This window comes from Pseudomonas sp. SK, from assembly GCF_012975065.1.
Taxonomy (GTDB): domain Bacteria; phylum Pseudomonadota; class Gammaproteobacteria; order Pseudomonadales; family Pseudomonadaceae; genus Aquipseudomonas; species Aquipseudomonas anuradhapurensis.
In genome coordinates this window covers 2,721,954-2,742,565 of record NZ_CP051857.1, presented here as the reverse complement: position 1 = coordinate 2,742,565, position 20,612 = coordinate 2,721,954, and the positions used below count along the sequence as shown (strand labels likewise).

Annotated in this window: 14 protein-coding genes and 2 pseudogenes; 6 read left to right on the top strand and 10 right to left on the bottom strand. The window is 55.7% G+C overall.

Features of this window, described 5'->3' with window-relative positions:
- Positions 1-7: 7 nt before the first annotated feature.
- Together HG549_RS12705 and HG549_RS12700 are read right to left on the bottom strand one after the other, a co-directional pair.
- A complete protein-coding gene (locus HG549_RS12705; protein WP_060506960.1) occupies positions 8-1,132 on the bottom strand; it encodes an SAVED domain-containing protein in 1,125 nt (374 codons plus the stop codon).
- A 464-nt stretch (positions 1,133-1,596) separates the two neighbouring features.
- Positions 1,597-2,442, bottom strand: coding sequence for a sensor histidine kinase KdpD (locus HG549_RS12700; protein ID WP_170029815.1), 846 nt, complete (start codon positions 2,440-2,442; stop codon positions 1,597-1,599).
- A 57-nt stretch (positions 2,443-2,499) separates the two neighbouring features.
- Here HG549_RS12700 and HG549_RS12695 point away from each other — a divergent pair.
- Positions 2,500-2,910: pseudogene (locus HG549_RS12695) on the top strand (fumarate hydratase C-terminal domain-containing protein); the annotation flags it as partial.
- 420 nt (positions 2,911-3,330) lie between these two features.
- Entirely contained in the window at positions 3,331-4,296 is a 966-nt protein-coding gene (locus HG549_RS12690; protein WP_170029814.1) for a hypothetical protein, read from the top strand.
- A 112-nt stretch (positions 4,297-4,408) separates the two neighbouring features.
- Here HG549_RS12690 and HG549_RS26125 read toward each other — a convergent pair.
- A pseudogene (locus HG549_RS26125) lies at positions 4,409-4,557 on the bottom strand (chlorhexidine efflux transporter); the annotation flags it as partial.
- Between the two features lie 532 nt (positions 4,558-5,089).
- Here HG549_RS26125 and HG549_RS12680 point away from each other — a divergent pair.
- The 3 genes from HG549_RS12680 to HG549_RS12670 are packed head-to-tail and all read left to right on the top strand — an operon-like array spanning position 5,090 to position 11,562.
- A complete protein-coding gene (locus tag HG549_RS12680) occupies positions 5,090-6,127 on the top strand; it encodes a hypothetical protein (protein WP_060506954.1) in 1,038 nt (345 codons plus the stop codon).
- Positions 6,111-9,230 carry a hypothetical protein gene (locus HG549_RS12675; protein WP_170029813.1) on the top strand — a complete coding sequence of 1,040 codons (3,120 nt, stop codon included), beginning with the start codon at positions 6,111-6,113 and terminating at the stop codon, positions 9,228-9,230. Before HG549_RS12680 ends, HG549_RS12675 begins: the two co-directional genes overlap by 17 nt.
- Positions 9,208-11,562, top strand: coding sequence for an RNaseH domain-containing protein (locus HG549_RS12670; protein WP_170029812.1), 2,355 nt, complete (start codon positions 9,208-9,210; stop codon positions 11,560-11,562). Before HG549_RS12675 ends, HG549_RS12670 begins: the two co-directional genes overlap by 23 nt.
- Positions 11,563-11,608: 46 nt before the next feature.
- Here HG549_RS12670 and HG549_RS12665 read toward each other — a convergent pair whose 3' ends face one another.
- The 7 genes from HG549_RS12665 to HG549_RS25985 form a co-directional block, all read right to left on the bottom strand.
- Positions 11,609-11,953, bottom strand: a complete 345-nt coding sequence (locus HG549_RS12665) for a hypothetical protein (protein WP_156340836.1) — start codon at positions 11,951-11,953, stop codon at positions 11,609-11,611.
- A complete protein-coding gene (locus HG549_RS12660; RefSeq protein WP_170029811.1) occupies positions 11,950-15,780 on the bottom strand; it encodes a hypothetical protein in 3,831 nt (1,276 codons plus the stop codon). Before HG549_RS12660 ends, HG549_RS12665 begins: the two co-directional genes overlap by 4 nt.
- A gap of 264 nt (positions 15,781-16,044) precedes the next feature.
- A complete protein-coding gene (locus HG549_RS12655) occupies positions 16,045-16,773 on the bottom strand; it encodes a metallophosphoesterase family protein (protein ID WP_060511507.1) in 729 nt (242 codons plus the stop codon).
- A gap of 38 nt (positions 16,774-16,811) precedes the next feature.
- A complete protein-coding gene (locus HG549_RS12650) occupies positions 16,812-17,237 on the bottom strand; it encodes a hypothetical protein (RefSeq protein WP_170029810.1) in 426 nt (141 codons plus the stop codon).
- Positions 17,238-18,000: 763 nt separating this feature from the next.
- Positions 18,001-18,357 (bottom strand): hypothetical protein, encoded by a 357-nt coding sequence (locus HG549_RS12645; protein WP_170029809.1) that lies wholly within the window; start codon positions 18,355-18,357, stop codon positions 18,001-18,003.
- The gene (locus tag HG549_RS12640; RefSeq protein WP_170034172.1) at positions 18,357-19,082 is read right to left on the bottom strand and encodes a metallophosphoesterase; all 726 of its coding nucleotides are present in this window, start codon (positions 19,080-19,082) and stop codon (positions 18,357-18,359) included. Before HG549_RS12640 ends, HG549_RS12645 begins: the two co-directional genes overlap by 1 nt.
- A 129-nt stretch (positions 19,083-19,211) precedes the next feature.
- Complete coding sequence (locus tag HG549_RS25985; protein WP_256249822.1) at positions 19,212-19,457, bottom strand: hypothetical protein; 246 nt, start codon at positions 19,455-19,457, stop codon at positions 19,212-19,214.
- A 494-nt stretch (positions 19,458-19,951) separates the two neighbouring features.
- On the opposite strand from HG549_RS25985, the gene HG549_RS12630 reads away from it, so the two are divergent.
- Positions 19,952-20,581 (top strand): hypothetical protein, encoded by a 630-nt coding sequence (locus HG549_RS12630; protein WP_060511519.1) that lies wholly within the window; start codon positions 19,952-19,954, stop codon positions 20,579-20,581.
- Positions 20,582-20,612: the final 31 nt, after the last annotated feature.

Here is a 20,612-nt window from a genome sequence, read left to right as displayed (position 1 = left end):
GTTCACCTCACTTGGTGGCATCAAATTCGGGAAGGAAGTGTTGGACGTACTTGCCAGGCTGCTCAGGTGCGGATGGCATCTCTACGGCCCAGGGGTATGGATTTTCTTCGGCACGCTGCCATTGATAGCAACGAAGCGGGGGCATGTTGTGCGGGTCATATCGGCGGCCAAAGTTGATACAGATGCTGGCTGGCGCCGCCAGGATAAGGTGCACCATGGAAACCTTCAGGCCTTCCAATTGGCCAAGGGTCTGCAGGAACTGATTCTGCAACGCGGCGTTCTCGCCCGCGTACCACAGCTGATTCGGCAGTGCCTTGGGATGGCGCAGGTGCACCAGTGGAACGCCAGGAAATGCTTTTTCGATATCGGGGAGCGATGCCACGTAGCTCGCAGACACTGCCACCACCACTTCACCGCCCGGCTGAACGTTTTCCAGGCCGGTGATGGCGAAGCGATCGCCGGAGTCAGCTTCGGCAAGTTCGCCCCACCGAGAGTTGATGCGATCCCACTCCATGACCAGGATATTACCCTCGTCTTCGAGCACAACGCCTGTGAAGAACAGCAGCGGTACCTGCATGATGCCGCCGGCGACTACTTGGACATCCCCCCGGGCGTTTTCTTCCCGGATGCTTCTTAGGAAGCGAGGCATCAGATAGATCTCATCCAGCACCTGGGCAACCTGAGGCGGGTTTGATGAGAGCTTCTGCCTGACATCCAGCAGTAGACTGCGACGCTGACCGACAAGACTTTCGGGGACTGCTTCCAGCAATGGATGATCAGAGGTATCCACCAGGCCTCGCAGTTCTACTACCACTACGCGCTTTCTTTCGCGCTCCTTGCGCTCATTGCGCCAGTCGCTATACGCCATGGAGACACCGATGGCGATGATCAGAAGTCCAAAGTACGCACAGAGGGTGCTGAGGAAGTCGCTCAGTCCGCCCTCGTTTGAAAACTTGAACGCTTCGATGACCCCGAAGAACTGATGGAATTCCAGGGTGAAGCTGCCCGCCCCCACGATGGCGATGATGCCGACACCAACCGCCGCAATGCCCAAGCCAATGTTGCGCTTTCGGGTTAGGAAATTGACGAGTTTAGTGCCGATCCCCATCAGGTAAGACAGCAATGCCTGCATGATCAAACGCTCCTCTTGCACGGCAGGTTGCTGCGTGCTTGGCCCGGTACAACAGCAATCACTCAGTTCCTGTCAGCCAGCGACATGCGAAGCATTGACGATGCCTTCAAGAGGCCATCACTGTACGTTTGACCATGAAAAAATACAAGATTGGATCCAGCCCTTTTCATTCAGCCCATGATGGTCACCGGTCAATGGGCGCGCGCGTCGCTTGCGCGAGCAGCCTTTACGCATGCTGGAAGGGGGTCTTTGCCTGATGCGAGATATGGAAATTCGTCTCGACAGTCAGGGCTTCTTTGCCCATGGGGGATATTTTCCGTTCCTGAGCATGAGCTTGTCTCGCTGACACCACCTCATGAACCAAGAACGATACATGCCGGTCAAGCTGTAACAGCAGATTGCGAAAGTAGGGTATATAGGACGTTCATTTTCGGTAGAAACCGCCGCCAAGCTCGAAAAATATCTTAGCTTCCTTGAGGGAAAGCGACCTTGAAGGTTGTGCCGTCTTCATCGCTTGACATCACGTCTATCGTGCCTCCATGGCTCGTGACAATTTCATTGGCGATGAACAACCCCAGCCCCAATCCATGGGTGTTTTCTGAGTCATCCGTGGCCCGCGCCAAGCGAGCCTCGGGGTTGAATAGGTAGGGCAACTCATCGGGCGAAATTGGGCTCCTCCAGTTGTGAACGTCAATCTGCGCTACGCCGTGGGATCCAGTAAGCCGCAGCTGAATAGGCTTTTTCACATCCCCATGTCGTATAGCATTGATGACTAGGTTGGAAATCACCTGCCCCATACGTTGCGGATCGAAGCTGGCAGACAGAGAAGAGATGCCTTCGAAGACGATGGTCGCCTCTGGGTGAGCCAGGCTGACCTCCTTTACGAACGAAGTACACAATTCCCTCAGCTCAAAAGTTTGTCGCTGTATGGGTATCCCTGTGCTGAGGTTGCATCGGGCAAGATCGAGCAGGTCGTTGACCATGTCGTTGGCCCGCTCGACGCTTACGGAAATCTGGCCGACCACTTTCTGTTCCCTCACCCCCATCTGATGGGCGTTGGCGAGCAGACCAGCCCCCATGGTTATAGCCGTCAGGGGCGCCCGCATATCATGGCCGAGAACACCCAGGACGAGCTTACGCGTGGTTTCGACAGCTTTGCCATACGCGGCAATAGACTCCATCAACGCCTGGTCAATGGCCTCGTTGAAGCGAATGATCTCAGCAACGCGCTCGGGATGCTCAACCGAAGTCTCCTGTGCCAGCCACAGCCTCAATACACTGGAGCGTAGGGCTCGGTATTCGGAGACCATCTGGTCAAGGCTGAATCCATCCCGCAAACGCAACACTGCATGTGTTTCGGCGGCACTTACTACGTTGGGCCTGTCGATCCCGTCCGTGAGGAAGTGGTAGGCCCTGCAGGGCCTACTACGTCGACTCGGATGGACAAGTTCACGCCGCGCCTTCTGAGCGAGACGGGTCTGCTCGGCATGATTGGTAAATCGGAACGTGGCCCCATCGCTATCGAGGCAATCAGCCAACACGGTGCAGTCTACCTGATGGCTGTCGGCGGCGCGGCTTACCTGGTATCCCAGGCAATTACGAATGCCCGCGTGGTCGCATTTGCAGACCTGGGGATGGAAGCAATCTATGAGTTTGAACTTAAAGACATGCCGACCACGGTAGCGGTTTCTTCCCAAGGCGAGTCTGTCCACACTACGGGGCCCATCCATTGGGCGCCTATCAGTAAGCTGGTTTGGAAGACAGACTCCGTCGACTGATATTTCTTCTCTTGGGCAACGATAATGCGCTTCCTGTAAGCGTGTATCAGAGCCTAAGGGCTACAGAGTCCAGCCCAGGCGTGCGTTCAACGCATTTCTGGGATTTGATCGGCGGGTGAGGCTGAGGCTCACGAGGCCAACTCCTCGCCACTGATCGGACAGGTGCTGTTCTGACGGCTTTCAGCACCTTAAAGCCACCACCCCCACGCGGGTGGTGGCTTTTTTATGCTCGCAAGATGTCTGCGCTGCTCGCCCCACGGAACCCAGGGCACTTGGACTTCTTCGTCGACACCGATCCGCTGGCTTGCTGGCGGGCATACGTGCGACGATCGCGCCGCCCCTAGGGAACAAGCCATCTCGACTCTGGACGAGGTGATACTTGAAGGAAGGGGCAACGCTGAATACTACTTTGGTGATGAGATGAACGATCGCGTATTTTACTCTTGGCAATCTGACAGCCCCGGCAACATCAATCGAAATTTCATTCAGCAGGCACTGGAAACGGCGATTGCCGACATACACAAAGACGACACGACCGACGTTGAGCCGGTCATCGACCGAGACACACTTGGCCTGGCTGGCTCACCGGACATCAGCCACTCCATTTTCGACAAGATCGATGCCGCCTCGGTGTTCGTGTGCGATGTCTCAATCATCGACCCCTCGGCAGCAAGGCCGACACCGAATCCTAATGTGCTAATCGAACTGGGGTACGCGATCAAGGCTCTGGGCTGGAACCGCATCATCATGGTGATGAACACCACATTCGGCCTCCCAGAGAAGCTGCCCTTCGACCTCAGATCCAAGCGCATTACGACATACGCTATTGCAAGCGACGCGGCAGAAAAAGCGCCCACGAGAAGAGCGCTGGCAAGTACGTTTGTGGTGGCACTGAACACGATCTTTGAATCCCATGGGTCACGGACGCACGCGACTGAAACCAGCGACGCTAGAGGCAATGAGGCTCAACCCCGCGCAGCGGATACCGAGCTGTTCGAGCGCTTCAGAACCGAGTTACCTACCAAGGGCAGCATCAGTTTCATAAACGAACAAAATATGGCCGGTTTTTCCTGGCGCCTCTCCCAGCTCGACCAGCTCAGGCATTTCTACTATGAGTGGGATAACGTCGAGCACGAATTCATCGATGCGCAAATGGAAACAATGCGCGCGCATCTGCATCAGTTGGTCGGCGACTACCTGGAGCAGATCGCCACCTACACCTTCCCCACTCATAATCCGGACAGACAAACCGTCCCTCCAGAATGGGAAATCGATAAGCCAGAGTTATTCGCTTCAGTCGTCAAAGGCCTTCACGAGACCGCCGGAAAAATCGTCAAGCTGCACGGTGAACTCTTCCGTACGGGCCGGCAAAAATTTGATCGCTGAACACTCAGGCGATTAGTTCAACGGCCCTGCGCTAAAAAACCCGTATGAAGCCACCGCGCTGTGAGGCGGTGGCTCTGCCAAGCTTCGAGAAGCGTCCTCAGTTGAGGATGGGTCAGGAATTTGCGTTGACATTCGCCAAGCGTCTGTTGCTAAAGACGCGCGCACTCACTTTATCGAATACCCAATTGTAAATAATATCGTGTAGGGCAGAATGAAAACAAAGAAGCCCAACTCAACCATCAGTGCTTTAAGGAGCGTGATGAAGGCGCTAGCAGGCTGATTACTGGAGGGGTGCAGAAGCCACACCCATCGCACGCAGCTGATATGCGGATACCGCTTGAAACAGGCTTTCTGCGTGCACTCGTAGCACCCTGATCTACTCAGCCGGGTGGCCTGCCGCTTCAGCCTCATGCAGACGTCGCAATGCTTCGATCGCCTGGTTAATAAGCGGCAGGCTGTCTTCGTAGATTTTGACAAAATCCTTTTTCATGCCTGCCTCCAGCAGTGCAGTGATGACCACGCTATCGAGTGGGCTCCGGTCAGCGAAACATAGCGCTGCAAGGTCGTTACACAATTACCACCTGTCAGGAAGTCCTCACCTCGAGGACGACAGTACCCACTGGGAGCTTTCTGCTAGGCGCTTTTTGCAGTTCACGTGATTGGATCAGGCGAACCGCCCGATCTGTTGCCTTGCGGTTATGCCTATATTGATCCAGCCTTCATAACCCAGCAGTAATAACGTGCAGAGCACGATGCTCCGCAGAGCCAGATGCTTCCAGATCAAGGGGGGCTTATGAACTCAGTGGATAGCGACGCCCAACGCTTGCTCAGCTTGATTGTAAGAGCTGCACAGCTGGACGCCAGTCAACATGGGGCACGCCACGATCTTCTTCGACAGGTCAGCGCTTTACTCTGGTGGCTGGAGCCTGACGCCCCGCCTCGCACGATCGCCAACCTGCTCGCATGCTTGAGCTTGCCGCTTGAGCAGTGGCTCGATAGTCGCCTCAGACAAGGGTATGAAGGTGCGCTGAAGTTCGCTGACGAGCCCAGCATGCTGTGCAACGCCATTGCCCTGGAGTCCAACCCCCGGGTGGGCTGGGAACGTATTCAGCAGATCGTTAAGAACGTTCGTGACCTGTGCAGGACGCGTCCTCACGGGGCTGATGAGTACCGTCTGTTTCGCATGTTTCTGATCGACCACGGGGTAGTCGACGCTGACCGAAGCCTCGACTTCCTGATACCCCTTCAAGTCAGCTTCAACTCCCTGTACGAACCCATCCCTGAGCATCTGATCCGGGCGGGTCAGGTTTACCTATGTCCCAGCTGTGGGTGGCCGATGGAGATACACCGCCATGCCGTGTCATGTGGTGCTCACTGGTGCGAACAAACATTCGGGATCGCGCAGTGGATGGGAGAGGAACTGGTAAGCGTCAAAACCTCGAAGGTCATACCCCCGCAGCCCGCGCAGAACAAATACAGACTCACGCCTGCACTGTGGAAATTCACGTTGATTCCGGGCTTACTGGAGCGGCGTCTGCGTGACGGTATTACGCGCCTAGGCGTGCCGGTCGAACTGTGGCCGGATGTGGATGACGCCGACCTGCGATTTAGCGTTGCCGGTGAAAGCTACTCGCTGGATGCCAAGGTATGGCACTCCCCCGGCCATCTTGGGCACCACCTGCAGAACACCGCACACGCCGATGCCATGATCGTAATTCCCGATTACCAGGTGCAGTACGTATCCATGCTGAATGAGCAGTGCTACCCCAGGCAGATCATGTCTGAGACACAGTGCCTGCGCTGGGTGAAGATCCATGCCAACCCTAACTGAAAATGCCACCACGCTTGCATTGGCTTTAGCCATCAAGAATATCAGCAAGGAACCTATGCTGGCCGATGCCGAGATTTTTCTGGTGGGGCGACCACACCTGTGGAATGGCTGGAATGATGCCCCGCAGGAACATCGCGACCAGATCATCACGCTCATCAAGTATCGCCCAGGTGACCTGAATCAGACGGGTCGTTTCATGGAGGAAGCAGTACGAATCCTGCTGTCAGACAATGCGCCATTTCGCGTGGCCGGTGCTGACCTCTGGGGTGAACTGGAGTCCCCGCCTCGCCTTAAGGAAACCGACTTTTACTTTTTCAAAAAGGGCTTTGACCTCGAAGGTTTGATCGAAGAGAAACTCCTGGCTATCAAGTCCGATCCCGCTGAAGCTTCACAAGCCAAGTGGCCTGCCCAAGGCCCGATCATCCTTCGCGAAACGCTCTCTGAAGGCTACCGCACGTTCGTGATACCGGAGGAGCATCGCTCACGCCTGCAGTTGGAAGACGATCCGTTACCTCTGCAGGTGGCCCCTGATGTCACGACCTTTTGCTGGGATAAAGCCATCCTTTTCGACATCGCCAGAACGCTGGATGAAGCAGGTGCCGATCCGGCCAACCATTTGCACCGGAGTCATCGAGACTGCCTGAATGCTGTCTTGTGCAACGATGGATGCGTAAAGGCTGACGCGGGTAATTTTTATCGGGTGAACGCACCGACGGGCGTCGGGAAGACAGTCGTCATGGGAATGATGGGAATCAGCTCCGCCCTGGAGGGCCACCGCGTTGTGATTGCGGTGCCGAATCTGACCGATGTGCGCAATATGGTGGAGCAGCTAAAGCGAGCGAGCAAGGTCGTTGCACCGCACCTTAGGATCGCACCCTTGCACTCTCAGCGACGAATTGCCAAGGCAGCCGACTACTACGTCGCTCGCGGTAGAGAGGATCATCCATACGACTATCGATGCCTTTTGGATGCTTGTGCCACCGACGGCAGCGTGAGCCCCAGTGATGCAGAGCCCTGCTTTAACTTGCAGCTTCCAGGCGAGCGCAAGGGGCAAGAGGTCTTCAAGCGCATACGCAGCTGTCCCTTCATGAATCAGTGTGGCAAGCGCACCATGCTCGAGCAGGCATTGGCCGCTGACATTGTCGTGGTAAACCACCATGCACTCATCTCAGGCACTTCTCGCATCGCAGTCGAAGGAGGTGGTGGCGAGTCGCGCAGCCTGCTTGAGTTGCTGCTGCGATCGGCTTCGTTGTTCATGGTCGACGAAATTGACGGGCTGCTGCTGAGCGCAATCGATACCAGTGTCTTCGAACTTCCTCTGAGCAACCACATTGAGCACAGCAGCCTCGCCGAATTGCATATCGAAATTTTCCAGCGTGACAGAATCCCCGATGTCGATTCTTCTACCCTCTATCGCGCGCAGCGCGCCTGTACCGCTGTCATTCATCACACCACTCGCTTACTGCAGCTTGCCCTTGAGCACATCGTCTGGCCAGACCGCGAAACGGTGTGGGAGCGTGCCGACGACAAAAAAATCAGCGACGACCTGGGCGTCGAAGCCAGTATTCTCGATGGGGTGTGCGGCTACGGTGTACAGGCCATACCGCCTCACCTTGATCCGTTGCGCAAGCTTCTCCAATCCTTTGCACACAATGACCCGATACCCAGTCCAAGCGACGTAGTCGTCGAGATCGGCAGGCTTCTCCTTACGCTTGCCAAGCAACGGAAACTAAGCGGTCGCTTCACGGAGAAGAAACTCGAAAAGCTGAAGTCGTCGCTGGTCATACGGACGAGTTTGCACTACATCGAAACCAGTCTTCGCACGCTGTATGCCGATGTTCCTGTCCTGGCACGTGCCAAGGTCGCAGCAGCACTCAGGGTGCAGCAGGATCTATCAGGATCCGCGCCCTTCAGCCCAACCCCTCTCGGCCCTCTGCAGCGCGTCGTTTACGGATTCAAACGCAAACAAGCGGGTCACGACACATGGGCTCTTCAGGTCGTGGCCATGTCTGGCGATCCCCACCGTACCCTGCAGTTTCTGCCCAACCTTACCTCCAAGATTCACGCTGGCGTAAACAGGACATTTATCGGCTTCAGTGCCACAGCCTATTTTCCAGGGGCCAGTTGCTTCGATCTGAATGCGAAAACCTTGATCGACGTGCCCGACGCCAAAGGCAACATCCGCTTTGAGAACGTAAATGTGTCCGTTCACGTTTCGGGTACGCCGATCGATGGCCGTCTGCTGCATGTCAGAGATCTGGCCTTCGAGCTGTGGCCGTGGTTATCGGGCCGCTTGGCAGCGCTTGAGCAGGATCCAGTCACGCGACATCGCGCTCGTTTACTTCTCGTCACTGGCAGCGATGCTGAAGCAGAGCAGCTGGCGTCAACACTTTACGAAATTGCTGCCGGCCAACGGAAAGTCGCTTGGATCCGGGGTGGAAAGAAGGCCGATCGCCAACACCGCCTACCCATGCCCAATCGCTTGACCTATGACGATCTGGTTGAGTTCGCCGACAGCCCTCATGCGGATGTCGAGCTGCTGGTGAGTTCCATCTACCCTATGGCGCGGGGCCATAACATCGTCACCAAAGACGCCAAGTCAGCCTTGGGCGGCGTTGTGGTTTGCGTGCGGCCATTGCCCTCCTCCGATCAGCCCGGCAACAACCTGGCCCACCTGTGCTACAGCGTGGGCGAGCAGGTGCATGCGTCGGCGACGCCAGGCCTGGCATTGCTGCAAGAGCGTGCCAAGGCCAACCGTATCCTCAATGGCATACGCCTGGCGCCCCCCTACTTTTGCAGCCAACCCGAGGACATACGTTTTTACACCGTGATGAACGTCCTGGTCACGCTGACTCAGTTGGTAGGGCGGGCAAGGCGCGGAGGAACGCCTGTCACCTGCTACTTGGCCGACGCGGCGTTCTTTGACGGACAGAACACGTGGGCGAAGCTTTTGAACCGAACCATAGAAAAGCTCAGGAATGATGGCCACTGGAACGAATTCTCCACCCACCATGCAGGCTTGGTGGAGGCCATGATGCTGTACATCGGATCTGCAGGCACCGAGGATGAGGGACTACCTGATGACGATTTCCCTGAGGACTAACCTGTTCAGGTTCGATCCAGACGAGCTACCAGCTGCCGTGCAATATGCAGCATCGCCGGCGTTCAAGAACGGCTGGCAACTGCTCACCAATCACTTTGGTAGACCTTACCTGCCCACAGAAGCGCTTGAGGAGATGCTCAGTTACATCACGGGTGGCCCTGTTTGGATAAATGCCCAGCTGTTGAAGGGCGGGCCTGCCATTGCTTCGCTGAAAGAGATCCAGACCGATAAGCTGAACCGGGCCGTCAACGTCTGGGCCCAGCACATAATGCGCAAAGCACCACTTGAGGCGCAGGAATTCATCAAGCTACTGATACCTGAACGTGCAGCCCCGCTGTATGCACGCGATGTGATGAACGACCCCCGCCAGTCTGCGTCGGCCTACAAGGTTGTCCCTTGGATGCTCGCCCAGCAGCTGGCCAGCCAACCCATGGAATCATCCGTCCCGTTAAACCTCGAAGTGTCCAGTGATGGAAACCTACTTGCCTGGGACAGCCCGCTGCTCTACAGCTACGGTGAGCGTCGGGCAGTGGCAATGCACTCGGTCTCAACCAGTTTGTTACTGTTGCACAAAGTTCCCAGCCAGTACGCGTCAGTCACAGTGCATCTGAGCCATATCTTGCCCGAATGGCGTCACACCACGCATTCCACCTGGCTAAAGACCGAGCGCGGGATCTCCAAATTCCAGATTCGCACATTGCCCCTGGTCGATGGTCAATTCCGGACGATCTATACCAGCCCTTCGGCGGAGCTCCTGGAGCTCATGGGGGAAGGGACGCTGCCGGCGCTAGGCGGGAATGAAATCTCACTGACCGGTACACTGCGTCCAATCCATGCGCACACACCGATTGGCTCTCCTATCGGCAGCGGCGTGGGTACGGTGATTCTCGACCAGGCGAGCTTCCACCTGCAGAAGACGCTTACCTCTGCCAAACCCATGCTGACCCGTTATGTAGGACGGCTGATAGCCCAGCGTGACAAGACGGGGAATGATTCGGTGCGACCCATCCGCATCGCTGTAGTAACTGCGCACACGGACATCATGATGCGTATCAACCATGCCTATGAACACCTGAGTGCGCTCTCCCCGGTCTTCAAAGGCAAGCCCAAGCCCCAGGTCACCCTTCAACAGATTCAATGCAAGGACGCCCAACGGGTGCTCACCACCAAGACAACGTCAACTGATATCCAACAGTGGTTCACCAACGAGTTGCTTCCACGGTTAAGTGCATTCGCACCTGACGCCGCGATCATTGAAACGGCGCCTGAGGTAGCCACCAAGGACGACCATGACCCAAAGCATCTGTTACGAGCACTATGCGCCAAACACGGCATCTCGACCCAGTTCATCTTTCATCTCGCACCACCAGGAGAAGGAGCCGATACAAAGAAAGCGATGCCAGCGGGGGTAAAAAGTCGGATGCGCAAAACCAAATCGATAGAATCCGATCCTCCCGAGGATTGGCCTGCCATCAACAGCCTCATCGATGGATTGCGCGGTACCGGCTACCTCCCCCTTCCACTGGATCGTACTGCCGGGATTCCCGCAAATACGACAGTGGTATCGGTGTACGTTGACCACATCAGCAAACTGAACGTCTATATGCCCGTCATCACGCGTACAGTGGTCAACACACGAGATTTGCAGGTGTACGTCCAAGGCGCGGATGGCCACCCTGGCCAATGGAAAAGCTACAGCGAAGGCTTATGTGCTATCCATGCTTCCCCTGGATTGCTGAATGAAGACGATGCGAAGCTGATGATCAGGCAAGCACTTCTGGCACCCACACCCGTTGCGAATACTCCTCTGATCGTACTGATCAATGCCGGCGGCAAGCGTCTATACCCCGGCATGAACGATGGCGCGGGGAGCGGGCTACCACCAGTACCGGAAAATGCCTGGCTGATTCGTACCCGGTCTGACTCTCAGACGGCCCAAATGACCGGCGTGCACTCACTTTCGCCTCTGGCTCCCATGTACATCGGCAACCGGATCGGTGTTCATCAGGCCGAGCACCAGGAGCTCGTTTACTACTTCACCTCATACTCCAAAACCTTCAACAGGACGCGCTCACACCGCTACCACACGCGCTATGACGTGAGGCAATCCGAGCTGAAGGATTCATGGCAGCAACTGGGCGTGACGGAATTCGTGATGATCCAGAAAGGCGACTTTGCCTGCAACGATCAGCTGGCACTGCAGACAGGTTACTGGTGCAAGAATGCTCCACTGTGGGATGGCTTCTTGCGCCTTCCCTCCCCGCTTCATGCAGCGCGTCAGATTGCAGAGGATCACCCGGTTGCGGAAAAGCTAAGGAAAGGAAGGTTTTGATAGGCGGCCCAGAAAGGGGCCGCAAGTGACCCAGCGCATATACTACTCAGCGCTTCATTTGGGGCGTGTAAGGCTCAATATGCGTGCTGTTGCAGTTAGTTCTGGCACCCCAGCAGCAAGGATAGGCCCGAGCGCGCTCCTGGTCATCGGAGCGGAAAACAATCACGCGGCTGCCACGATGCTCGCCTTTTGTGGTGATGCGTGCCTGAACCGTAAAGGGCGTGGAGTTCCCGCCAGTATGATACTGGCGGTCAGGCTCTTGAGTAGCCAGGTCGTAGGCCTGATCAAACGTCAGGGCATTAACAACCGCCCCGCTGTGTGGGCCGATGCTTTCCTTTACCACCATGTTGATCTCATCCTTTGTGTAGATGTGAGTAGAGTCAGGGTTCACAACCATCCTGCCTGAGACGGGCTAGAGGCCCTCTCACCTGAGTAGGTGCTTTTCTTTCGGCAGGCGATAATCAATGCATCGAAGATTTTGGCACGAACGAAACCACGTCGCTGAAGGGCTTTGATCAATCGCACGTTCTCAACCTCCGCGGCCAGTCTGATCGGGCGCCGCTGCCCAGCAAGGGCTGAGAACTCATCCCCCAAATGTGGCAATACGGCTGCAACGCTCAGCCAGTCGCAGCCCATGATCAACAAGTGGATCATGATGTCGGCACGGTTTCCCTGGCTGAGGAATGGGCTCTTGGTCAACTCAAACAACACCGGGAGGTAGCTCTCAGAAAACGGCATCCATTCCTGATTTCCTCGTGCACACGCGTTTGCGAGCCCAACAGCTGCTTCGGAATTTTTCATAAAGACATCAGCTGGCACCGTCGACCATAGCTGCATGACCTCTCCCATGGAGGGCACTTGAGAATTGCTCAGTGCGACAGTCATGGAGATCGGCAGAGCACTAAAGTTGAGCTTCAGCCTCGCCTCTTCCCAGCGGTTGAGCAGGTAAGCCAACTCCAGATGGGGTGCATGAACCCTGAAGATGTCCAGCCCCACTTGGCTATAAGGCACGCAATCAGCTTCAGAGATGAATGCCCACCTCGAAGCAGGTATCGACGAATCCAGGAGGGCGAAATCTATCTTTATCGGGGCAAACAGATGCGCCAGAGTTTCGTCCTGCACACGCTCATTGCAAAGAAGGTACCGTTGCAGCTTGATTTGCTGGTCGGATTCGCTCCATAGCTCATGAGCCAGGACTTCGGCCTTGCTCTGGATGTAGTCCAGGAATACAGCCTCTGCATTGCGGTCTTGGACGGCGGCTGATACCCCCTCACCGTCATTCAAGACCTCCCTGAATACCATCCAAACTGCACCGGGCATACCGTTGGCATCGATACGATCCTCATCCATTGCCAGCAGCCAAACCTCCCGCAGAGGTTCATCGAGGCTGGGCAATGAACACTGGGTGCGGCTGAACAACTCGCGCATCTTGTCTGGCTGTGTACTGAGCAGCTCTAACAGAGCCCGTAATGTATCGGACGACTCATCCAACATCCCTTCCTGTTGCAGGAGCTGCTCGACGACAGCGACGATGTCCTCGTCGAGTTGCTCTTTGAGATTCGGAACGTCCAGCTGAACGAGCCTTTCGTAACTGACAGCGTCGTCCTCAACATTCCCATCAGCCACCTGGCAAAGCAGCCGTAGCATGCGAAGATCCAGTTTCAAGCAGCGCCACGTGACCACGGCCTTGAGGTCGTCCGGGCTGATCTGCTTGCTAATATTCGAAAACTTGATGGGTTTGCTGCGCAACCATTGCCAACCTCTCTCACTCGCGCTCATGCGCGGGATCCAGGCTGACACGTCCTCGAGCTGTTCAACCCATGTTGAGAGTGTACCGTCCTCGTCCAATCTGGCCGTCTCATCCGCTGTCAGGGTATCCAGAACGTGGTAGATCCACCGGGCTCGTGACGCATCTGTTTGAAAACGCCGAGTGCTCAATACGCTGAAAATCAGGTCGGAATCAGCGCTGTGCAACGCTCGCACCAGCTCGTTACCTTTTTCAAATTCGACGAAGTACTCAGTTGCTTCTCCCAGCAGCTCAGGCTCCTGATGCCCCCCCTTGAGTATTACCGCCAACTTCTCTGCCCGTTCTTCACTCTCCTCTCGCTCCAGAAGCCTTGGCTTGAGCAGTTCGTTCATCAGGCCGAGCAAGATCCCGCGCCCCTGGCTCAAGGACTCATGATCGAGCGCTCTAATCACGCGTTCTGGTTTTTCAACCTTGGTATTAAAACCAGCCATTTCATCACGACCGAGCGCAAGAATGAGGTTCTTATCCGATTGGGTCAGCGAGCCTTCGTAGAAATAGCCGAGGTAATCGACAAAATCGGTGTCGAGATAGCCCTTGAGCACCAGGAAGATCACCATCTTGAAGTCAGTTAGCCTCTCCCTGACCACACCACCATAGGTTTTTCTGACAGCAACCCTGAAAGGTACCGCTTTGAGGTGACGAATCTCACGCTCCAGTTTGGCAATCTGGGCATCAAGCTCGGGCAACGAATCAGCCAGCACCTTGGCGCGTGCCTCGTAATTCACTTCCTTGAGGATCATTTCCGTTTTCTGAGGATTCCATATGACGTCAGGTCGTTTTTGAATCGATGGCCGGGCGTTGTTAGCCGCTTTGAAGCGCGCAAACCCATCATCTTCGGCGATGTCCTTCAGTGAAATGTAGGAGCCGTCATCTAGCTGCAGTGAGGTTGCCTCCCACGCTTGGTCGCGCCTCATTATCTCGTACCAGACGCGGGCGCGCAGTTCTACAACATCCGTCGCCTGTTCGTGCTGACGGGCTATACGGCGCGCCTGAAGGGCAGAAAGCTCATCCTCTTTGGACTGGAACTGGGAAGCCACCCACGCCGGGTATTCTTCGAAAATTGAATAGAGTGTTCCTCGTCGTTTCGCCAGGTCTGCAAAGGCACGGGGGTAGAGATTTCGAATCGCAACCATGGCAAAGAGCTTGTTCAGGTCGAGTTTCACTTCACCGCAGACAAGCAGGCTCTCGTAGATAGAGTATTCGTTGACGAGATTTTTGATCAGACGCATGTCATCAATGTAGTAGCCGACATTGTCTATGAGCCGCTCATGTAGCCGATGGGGCAGCCGATCGCTTGAAACCCTTTCGCCAAGCAGCTTGGAAAGCAGCTCGTTGGCGTTATCCCCATGAACGACTGGGATGATCGGAATGATGAGGTCGAAAAACTTGGTCTTGTCACCCACCCCAAACATTTCATCCCGAATGGCGTACACAAATCGGACAGGCCGCTTCACCTGAGGAGAGTTACGGATGATGAAATTGATTTCCCTCAGCCGGAAAAAGATTTCCTGAACATCGAACCTGTCCAGATCCTCGATCACCACCACATCGACGTCGCTGCGCTCAAAGCAGTAGATGATCTCATCCACATTTTTGTGAAGCACCGAGCCATGCTGGGTAGCCTCAAGCTTGCCCCCCTTGAGCGTTAACCCATCGATGCTGAATAACGACAGGAGCTTCAAAGCGGTGTGAAGCAACCAGATACCTCCAGCAGCCAGGACGAGCAGGGCCAAAGGCTCGGAAATCAACAAGAGCTTTTCAAGCAGCCAGCTTGAAGCGACGCTCGAGTTATTGGCTATCGTAGGGCTGTACAACCTCAATGCGCAGACAGCGATTGCTGTCATCGCACCGGTACGAAGCGACAAGTGAAAGCTCGAAGTCTGTGTGATCCGCTTCAGGCGGGACTTGGGAACCTTGCTGGCAGGCACTGCATAGAGCAACTGCTGAACAATCGTCTCTTCGATGCGATTGATCAGGACGTCCTTGTCCGCTTTTTCAACCGTGATGTCCTTATCCACCTTGGGCCCGGCAGCATCAGCGCCTTTTTCTGCAGGCGTCTGAGATGACGTGTCCACCTTGGGCTTAGTCCCAGATTCACCGACAAGATCGGGCTTGGTGAAAGTCGCCAAGGATATGAAGGTGTGTTTGTAGGATCGGTGGTTCTCAAAAAAAGTCTTCAGAACGCTGCTCTTGCCAGCGCCATAGCTGCCCGTGATGGCTATGTTCAGAATCTCGGGATTTTCCAGAGCGTGCCTCAGCTCACGCTCGTACCTGCTTGAGACATGTTCCTTCAATAGCACGGGGGTCAACGGCTCAAAGAACTTCTCTTTACTCGAAAGCGTCTGAGACGTGTTATACCCCTCGCCCATTTCGCAGATCCGCGCCGCTAGCGCGTCCCATAAACGCTTCACACGGCCTTTCCGATACTCAACCATCTACCTTGATCCCGATCCCGGCCTTCCGTGTCGCGCTGCGAGCGGATTACCTAGCCTCCATCTGCATGCGCACCAGCTCAAGGGTGCTCACGCTCCGATAGCGGCTATATGCCATAGATGAGCCTGGCTAGCTAGGCTAAAACAACTAATGAAGCTGGGCGACAACCGTCCTGGCGGCTTCATACTCACCTTGGCTTAACGTTATGCCACCATGGCGGATGTCGACCAGGCCACTCAGAGTCAGATCTCCATCATGAAATCTGCGGCAAATCCTGTTCGCTCACCAGGATATCCCCTCGGATTTGAGACGAGTCGGCAGCCGGAGACACTTGTATCAACAGCATGGTGCGTGTGACCAAAGATCCATGCATCCGCGAGCTCAAGCAAATCGTGCCATTGGTTGGAGTAAGCCGCCGCTAGGTGGCCTTCATGGCCATCCCCGGCGACCTCAGCTATCGGGCAGTGGTGTGTAACAACTACCGTCTTGCCGTCAAACGGCTTAGCGAGTTCGCAGGCGAGATACTCGCGGGTAGCGATGTTCCGGGCAATGAGGTCGGCGGGTCTGAGCTTGCGATAACCGTCCCCGATGCGGATTCGTTTGAAGTCGTTCATCCATTGCGCACATTCCCTCATCGCTGCTCTGTAGTCCCCGGTCGAGGTGAAGTCTGTCCAACCAGTCGCCACCAGAAACCGAGTGCCCCCGATGACGAGGCTCTGGTTGTCCAGGATGCGCACATGCGGCTCGGCTGCGTCTCGCATCTTGGTAAGCGTTCGATCAATGTGCCCCTTGTAAAACTCGTGGTTGCCGCAGACGTAGATCACCTGGCATTTGAATGTCTGATTTGCCCACGTCACTCCGAGGCTTCGCACCGAAATGTCGCCCGCGAGTACAACCACATCAGCCTCGACCGGAGGAGGCTCGAACTCAGAAAATTCCAGATGCAAATCAGAGTAGATCGCTATCTTCAATTACCCAGGCTCCGTGTCGTTAGTATCAGGTCGTCGCTTTACATTGCGTCCTGGGTCACCCGCCACCCAACGTTATCGAGCGTCAGTACAGCTGTGAGACTGGTGTGATTGCGAAAGCCGGGCCCCGCCAGGTAATACAGCGTGTCTTTGCTTTCGAACACCGACCCTACCTGCGAGTAAAGAAAGCTGGATCTCAGCCCGCCTGGCCGTGAGCACTGGGTGCGACTGTCGAAAATGATTTCCCGTCCCAATAACACGGTAGGTTGAAGACCTTGCGCCTGCAGAGTCTTCTCGTCGGTGTGAGACACCATCACATCAAGCAAAATCCAACTCCTGATCACGCAGTAAGGCTTGTCTCCCGAACGGGTCTTTGCTAATTCAATCAACTGATCGTCCGAAGATGCCAGTCCTTCTACGTGCTCCGCGCCGTGGAGTAAAAAGTACGCCAACTGTGCTGCTTCCACCGTCCCACCTTTCTCATCATCAGGCCCGACGACTGAATGCTTAGTCGCCTCTATCGCAGTCGGCTAACAAGGGTTACCCTCGCCGCCGAGTAAATTTGTTTGCAAGCTTCTCAACGCCCCATCGACGCTCAGGCCAGCAGCTCGTGTCTTGAGAATCTGGTGTGATAGCGAGCGTTGTCAGATTCGCATCATTAAACTGACGCCACCTGCTGTCTGTTGAATCGCTACCCACGCGTGTACGGATGCCGCAGCTGTTTTTGCGGCTCGATAACCAGGCCGGTCGATAACCTCAGATGGCGGCGCCGACACCCTTCCGTCAACGCATGAGACGGTCTTCAACGATTACAGGAATGCCGTCACCTCCCTCTCCTCTTCAGTTGACCTTCTAGCCCCTATGAACCGATTCAAGCACCGCTACGCTCAACAACTGAATGTTGCGAAACGTGAGTTGAGCTCCACAGAGGCCCAGTCACAGACGACATAGAGGCTCCCGTTCACGGTGCGATAAAGCCGAAATCCCTCCTGCTCCCAACCACCCTCTAACCGAGAACTTCGGATGACGGCGCTATCCTCAAAGCGGCCTCGACGCTCGCCGTAAACGATGCCAACCAAGCAGCCTAGATGCAGATCAATCGCGGTGTGGTACAGGTACCCCGTGACCAATGATGCAAATCCGGTAGCGCGCGCCCGAGTAACGCACTCAGGCTCGCCACAGGCTGCGGCTGCGCGCTGCCGACCTGGCTCGTCCCATTGGTCATCCATCTCAATGCACCTCAAAGAACGGATGTAAACCGCCGTTTTCGTAATACCAATGGGCAATCACATACAGCCCGCCGCCCTGTGCTTGCACAACCAGGTAACCTCCCCGATAGAGACGCTCTACCACTGGGGGCGTCCACATCGGCAGCCCCTCTGGGAAGTCATGGCGATAGTCGCAAAAGATCAGGCCGGTCATCTGCGGCGGCTTGTCCAGCGCGCACATCAGATAGCCAACGACTTCGTCATCGGATATCACCTCCCTGGCGGCCTGGATAACTTTAGGAAGCCGATTGAAGGTAACGTCTGCCTTTGTGGCGCCAAACGTCTTGATCAGGTAACCCAGATCGGTGCCTGCAGTCATTAGATCTCAACCTCAAAATCAGAGCGAAACTGCAGTCGCTCCCCCGGATAGCCTCTTGGGTTCGACACCACACGGCAGTCACGCTCCATGAGGTCGACCGGACAATGCGTATGGCCGAAAACCCAAAGATCTGCCTGGTGAACGAGATCCGGCCAGTGATTGGCATACGCCGCATCAAGGTGGTCACGAGGGCCATTCAAAACACCGACCAACGGAGCATGGTGAGTTACCACTGCGGTAAGTCCTGCAAAGGGTTTGCTGAGCTCCTGGGAAAGCCAAGTGCGTGACGCCAGGTTACGTACAGCCACATCTTCAGGTCGCAAGCGGCGATTGTCTGCTCCAGTCCGAATCACCCGAAAATCATTCATCAGTTCAGCAGCCCTGCGCATGGCAATGTCTGTCGAACCCGTCAATGAAAAGTCAGTCCAGGCAGTGGCGCACAGAAACCGGGTTTGATTCCAAATCCAACACTCGTTTTCCAAGACATGTACATGCGACGCTGCGACCGCCTTCATCTCCTCAAGCGTTCTTTCGAGGTGGCCATCGTAAAATTCGTGGTTACCGCAGACGTAAATGACAGGACAACCGAACGCAGCGTTTGCCCACTGCACGCCCCGAGTTTTCACACCGATGTCCCCTGCCAAAATAACCACATCAGCACCCGTCGCCGGCGGCGTGAAATCTTCGAATTCGGTATGTAAATCGGAATACACCAAAATTTTCATGCAGCTACCCGCAGGACTGACTTTCAGTCCCGTAATTTCGATTAAGCGATATATTGAAATCGCCCCTGGCTTGCGTGTGGACAGGCCGATCTGGTCTTCCGCACGCGCAGCAAATCGCGACAGTTCCACTCATTTGACTATACGACATTGAGTGGAACTGCGCAAACCGGGCATACAGTCGGATTTTAGGGATACGCCCGAATGCTCAGGCAAGCGATCGCCGCAGCGCTGACCCACGTTCGCCAGCAACAGCAAATACTGCTGACCGATCTTGAGGAAGGCGTAACCGCCGCCCACCTCAGTCGCGTCGAGCGCAGTGAGCGTGGGGTTACGGTGGAAAAGCTCGATGCGATCGCGCGACAGCTTGGTGTGCATCCCCTCACCCTTCTCGCACTGGCATACGGCGCTGATGAGGTCGTTCGCCCTACGGAACTGTTGAAGCAGGTGTCTAAAGAGGTGGCTACCCTGGGTGGGTCGATAGCCCCGCTCGCGATCAAGCCAGAGTCCAGGACACACTCCCGGGTGGCAGCGGCCAATGAGCGCCGGGAAGAGGTTCAACGCCTGAGGGGCCAAGGGCTGACCAAGGCTGAGGTGGCTCGGGAGCTAGGCGTTTCCAAACAGACGGTGGCGAGGCATTGGTAATTACGGCAAACACCACCCAGCAGTCATTGCTTCTGGACACCAGGGCGGCACAACGGATTGTCAAGCAGCCACACCAGTGCTAGTCTCCGCGGCCAGGTACTCGGTAGGTGCCTGCAGTCCACACCCGCGAAGCTCTAGCACTATCGTGACAGTTGAATTACCCGACCTGACATCAATCAGGTTGCCTCGTAGTGGACGCCAGGCCAGCCCTCCCGAGAGCTGAAAAAATGCAAGTCACCTCCAGCCACATCAAGCAAGTCAAACGTGTCGCCAAGGAATTGAAAGACACCTACCCCTGGCTAAAGCTGGGTCAGCGTCAAGACAAAGCTGCAGTCCAGGAATTAGGCGTCAGAAATTACCATGAGGCGATCCGCCTTTATGACAAGTGGATCATGCTCCATGTGCACGTCTCTCCTGACCCTCATGGCGTTAGCAAGTGTTCCCTCTGCGATTACAGCTTCGCCTTCGACCTCAAAGAAGATCGCGAATCTCACCGTGAAGTGCATGAGCAATTTCATGAGGCAAGCGAGGCGATGGGCTATTGCCCAGCAAATTTTGTGCTGCGCGAGCAGATGAAAGACAGGGGAAGTAAACAGGCTTTCTCGGATCAGGGCTTGGAGGCACGGATCGAAGGCGTGCTACTGCTTGTGCGTGGTTGGTATGACCGCTCCCTCGCCCATGCGATCTATGGTAACTACTGGCGCAAGCACCCGTCTTTCGAAGCTTATGTTTCCATGATCCAGGATACCCTGGGGGGCATGTACCAGGAGCAGAAAGCCGAACTCAGAATCAGATATGGGTACTGCCCAGGCCATATCCGTCCTGGCGACAGTAACTGGTACCCACGCCCTCACTAAACCTCTCCCAATGGTAGGGGGCTTCCCAGAC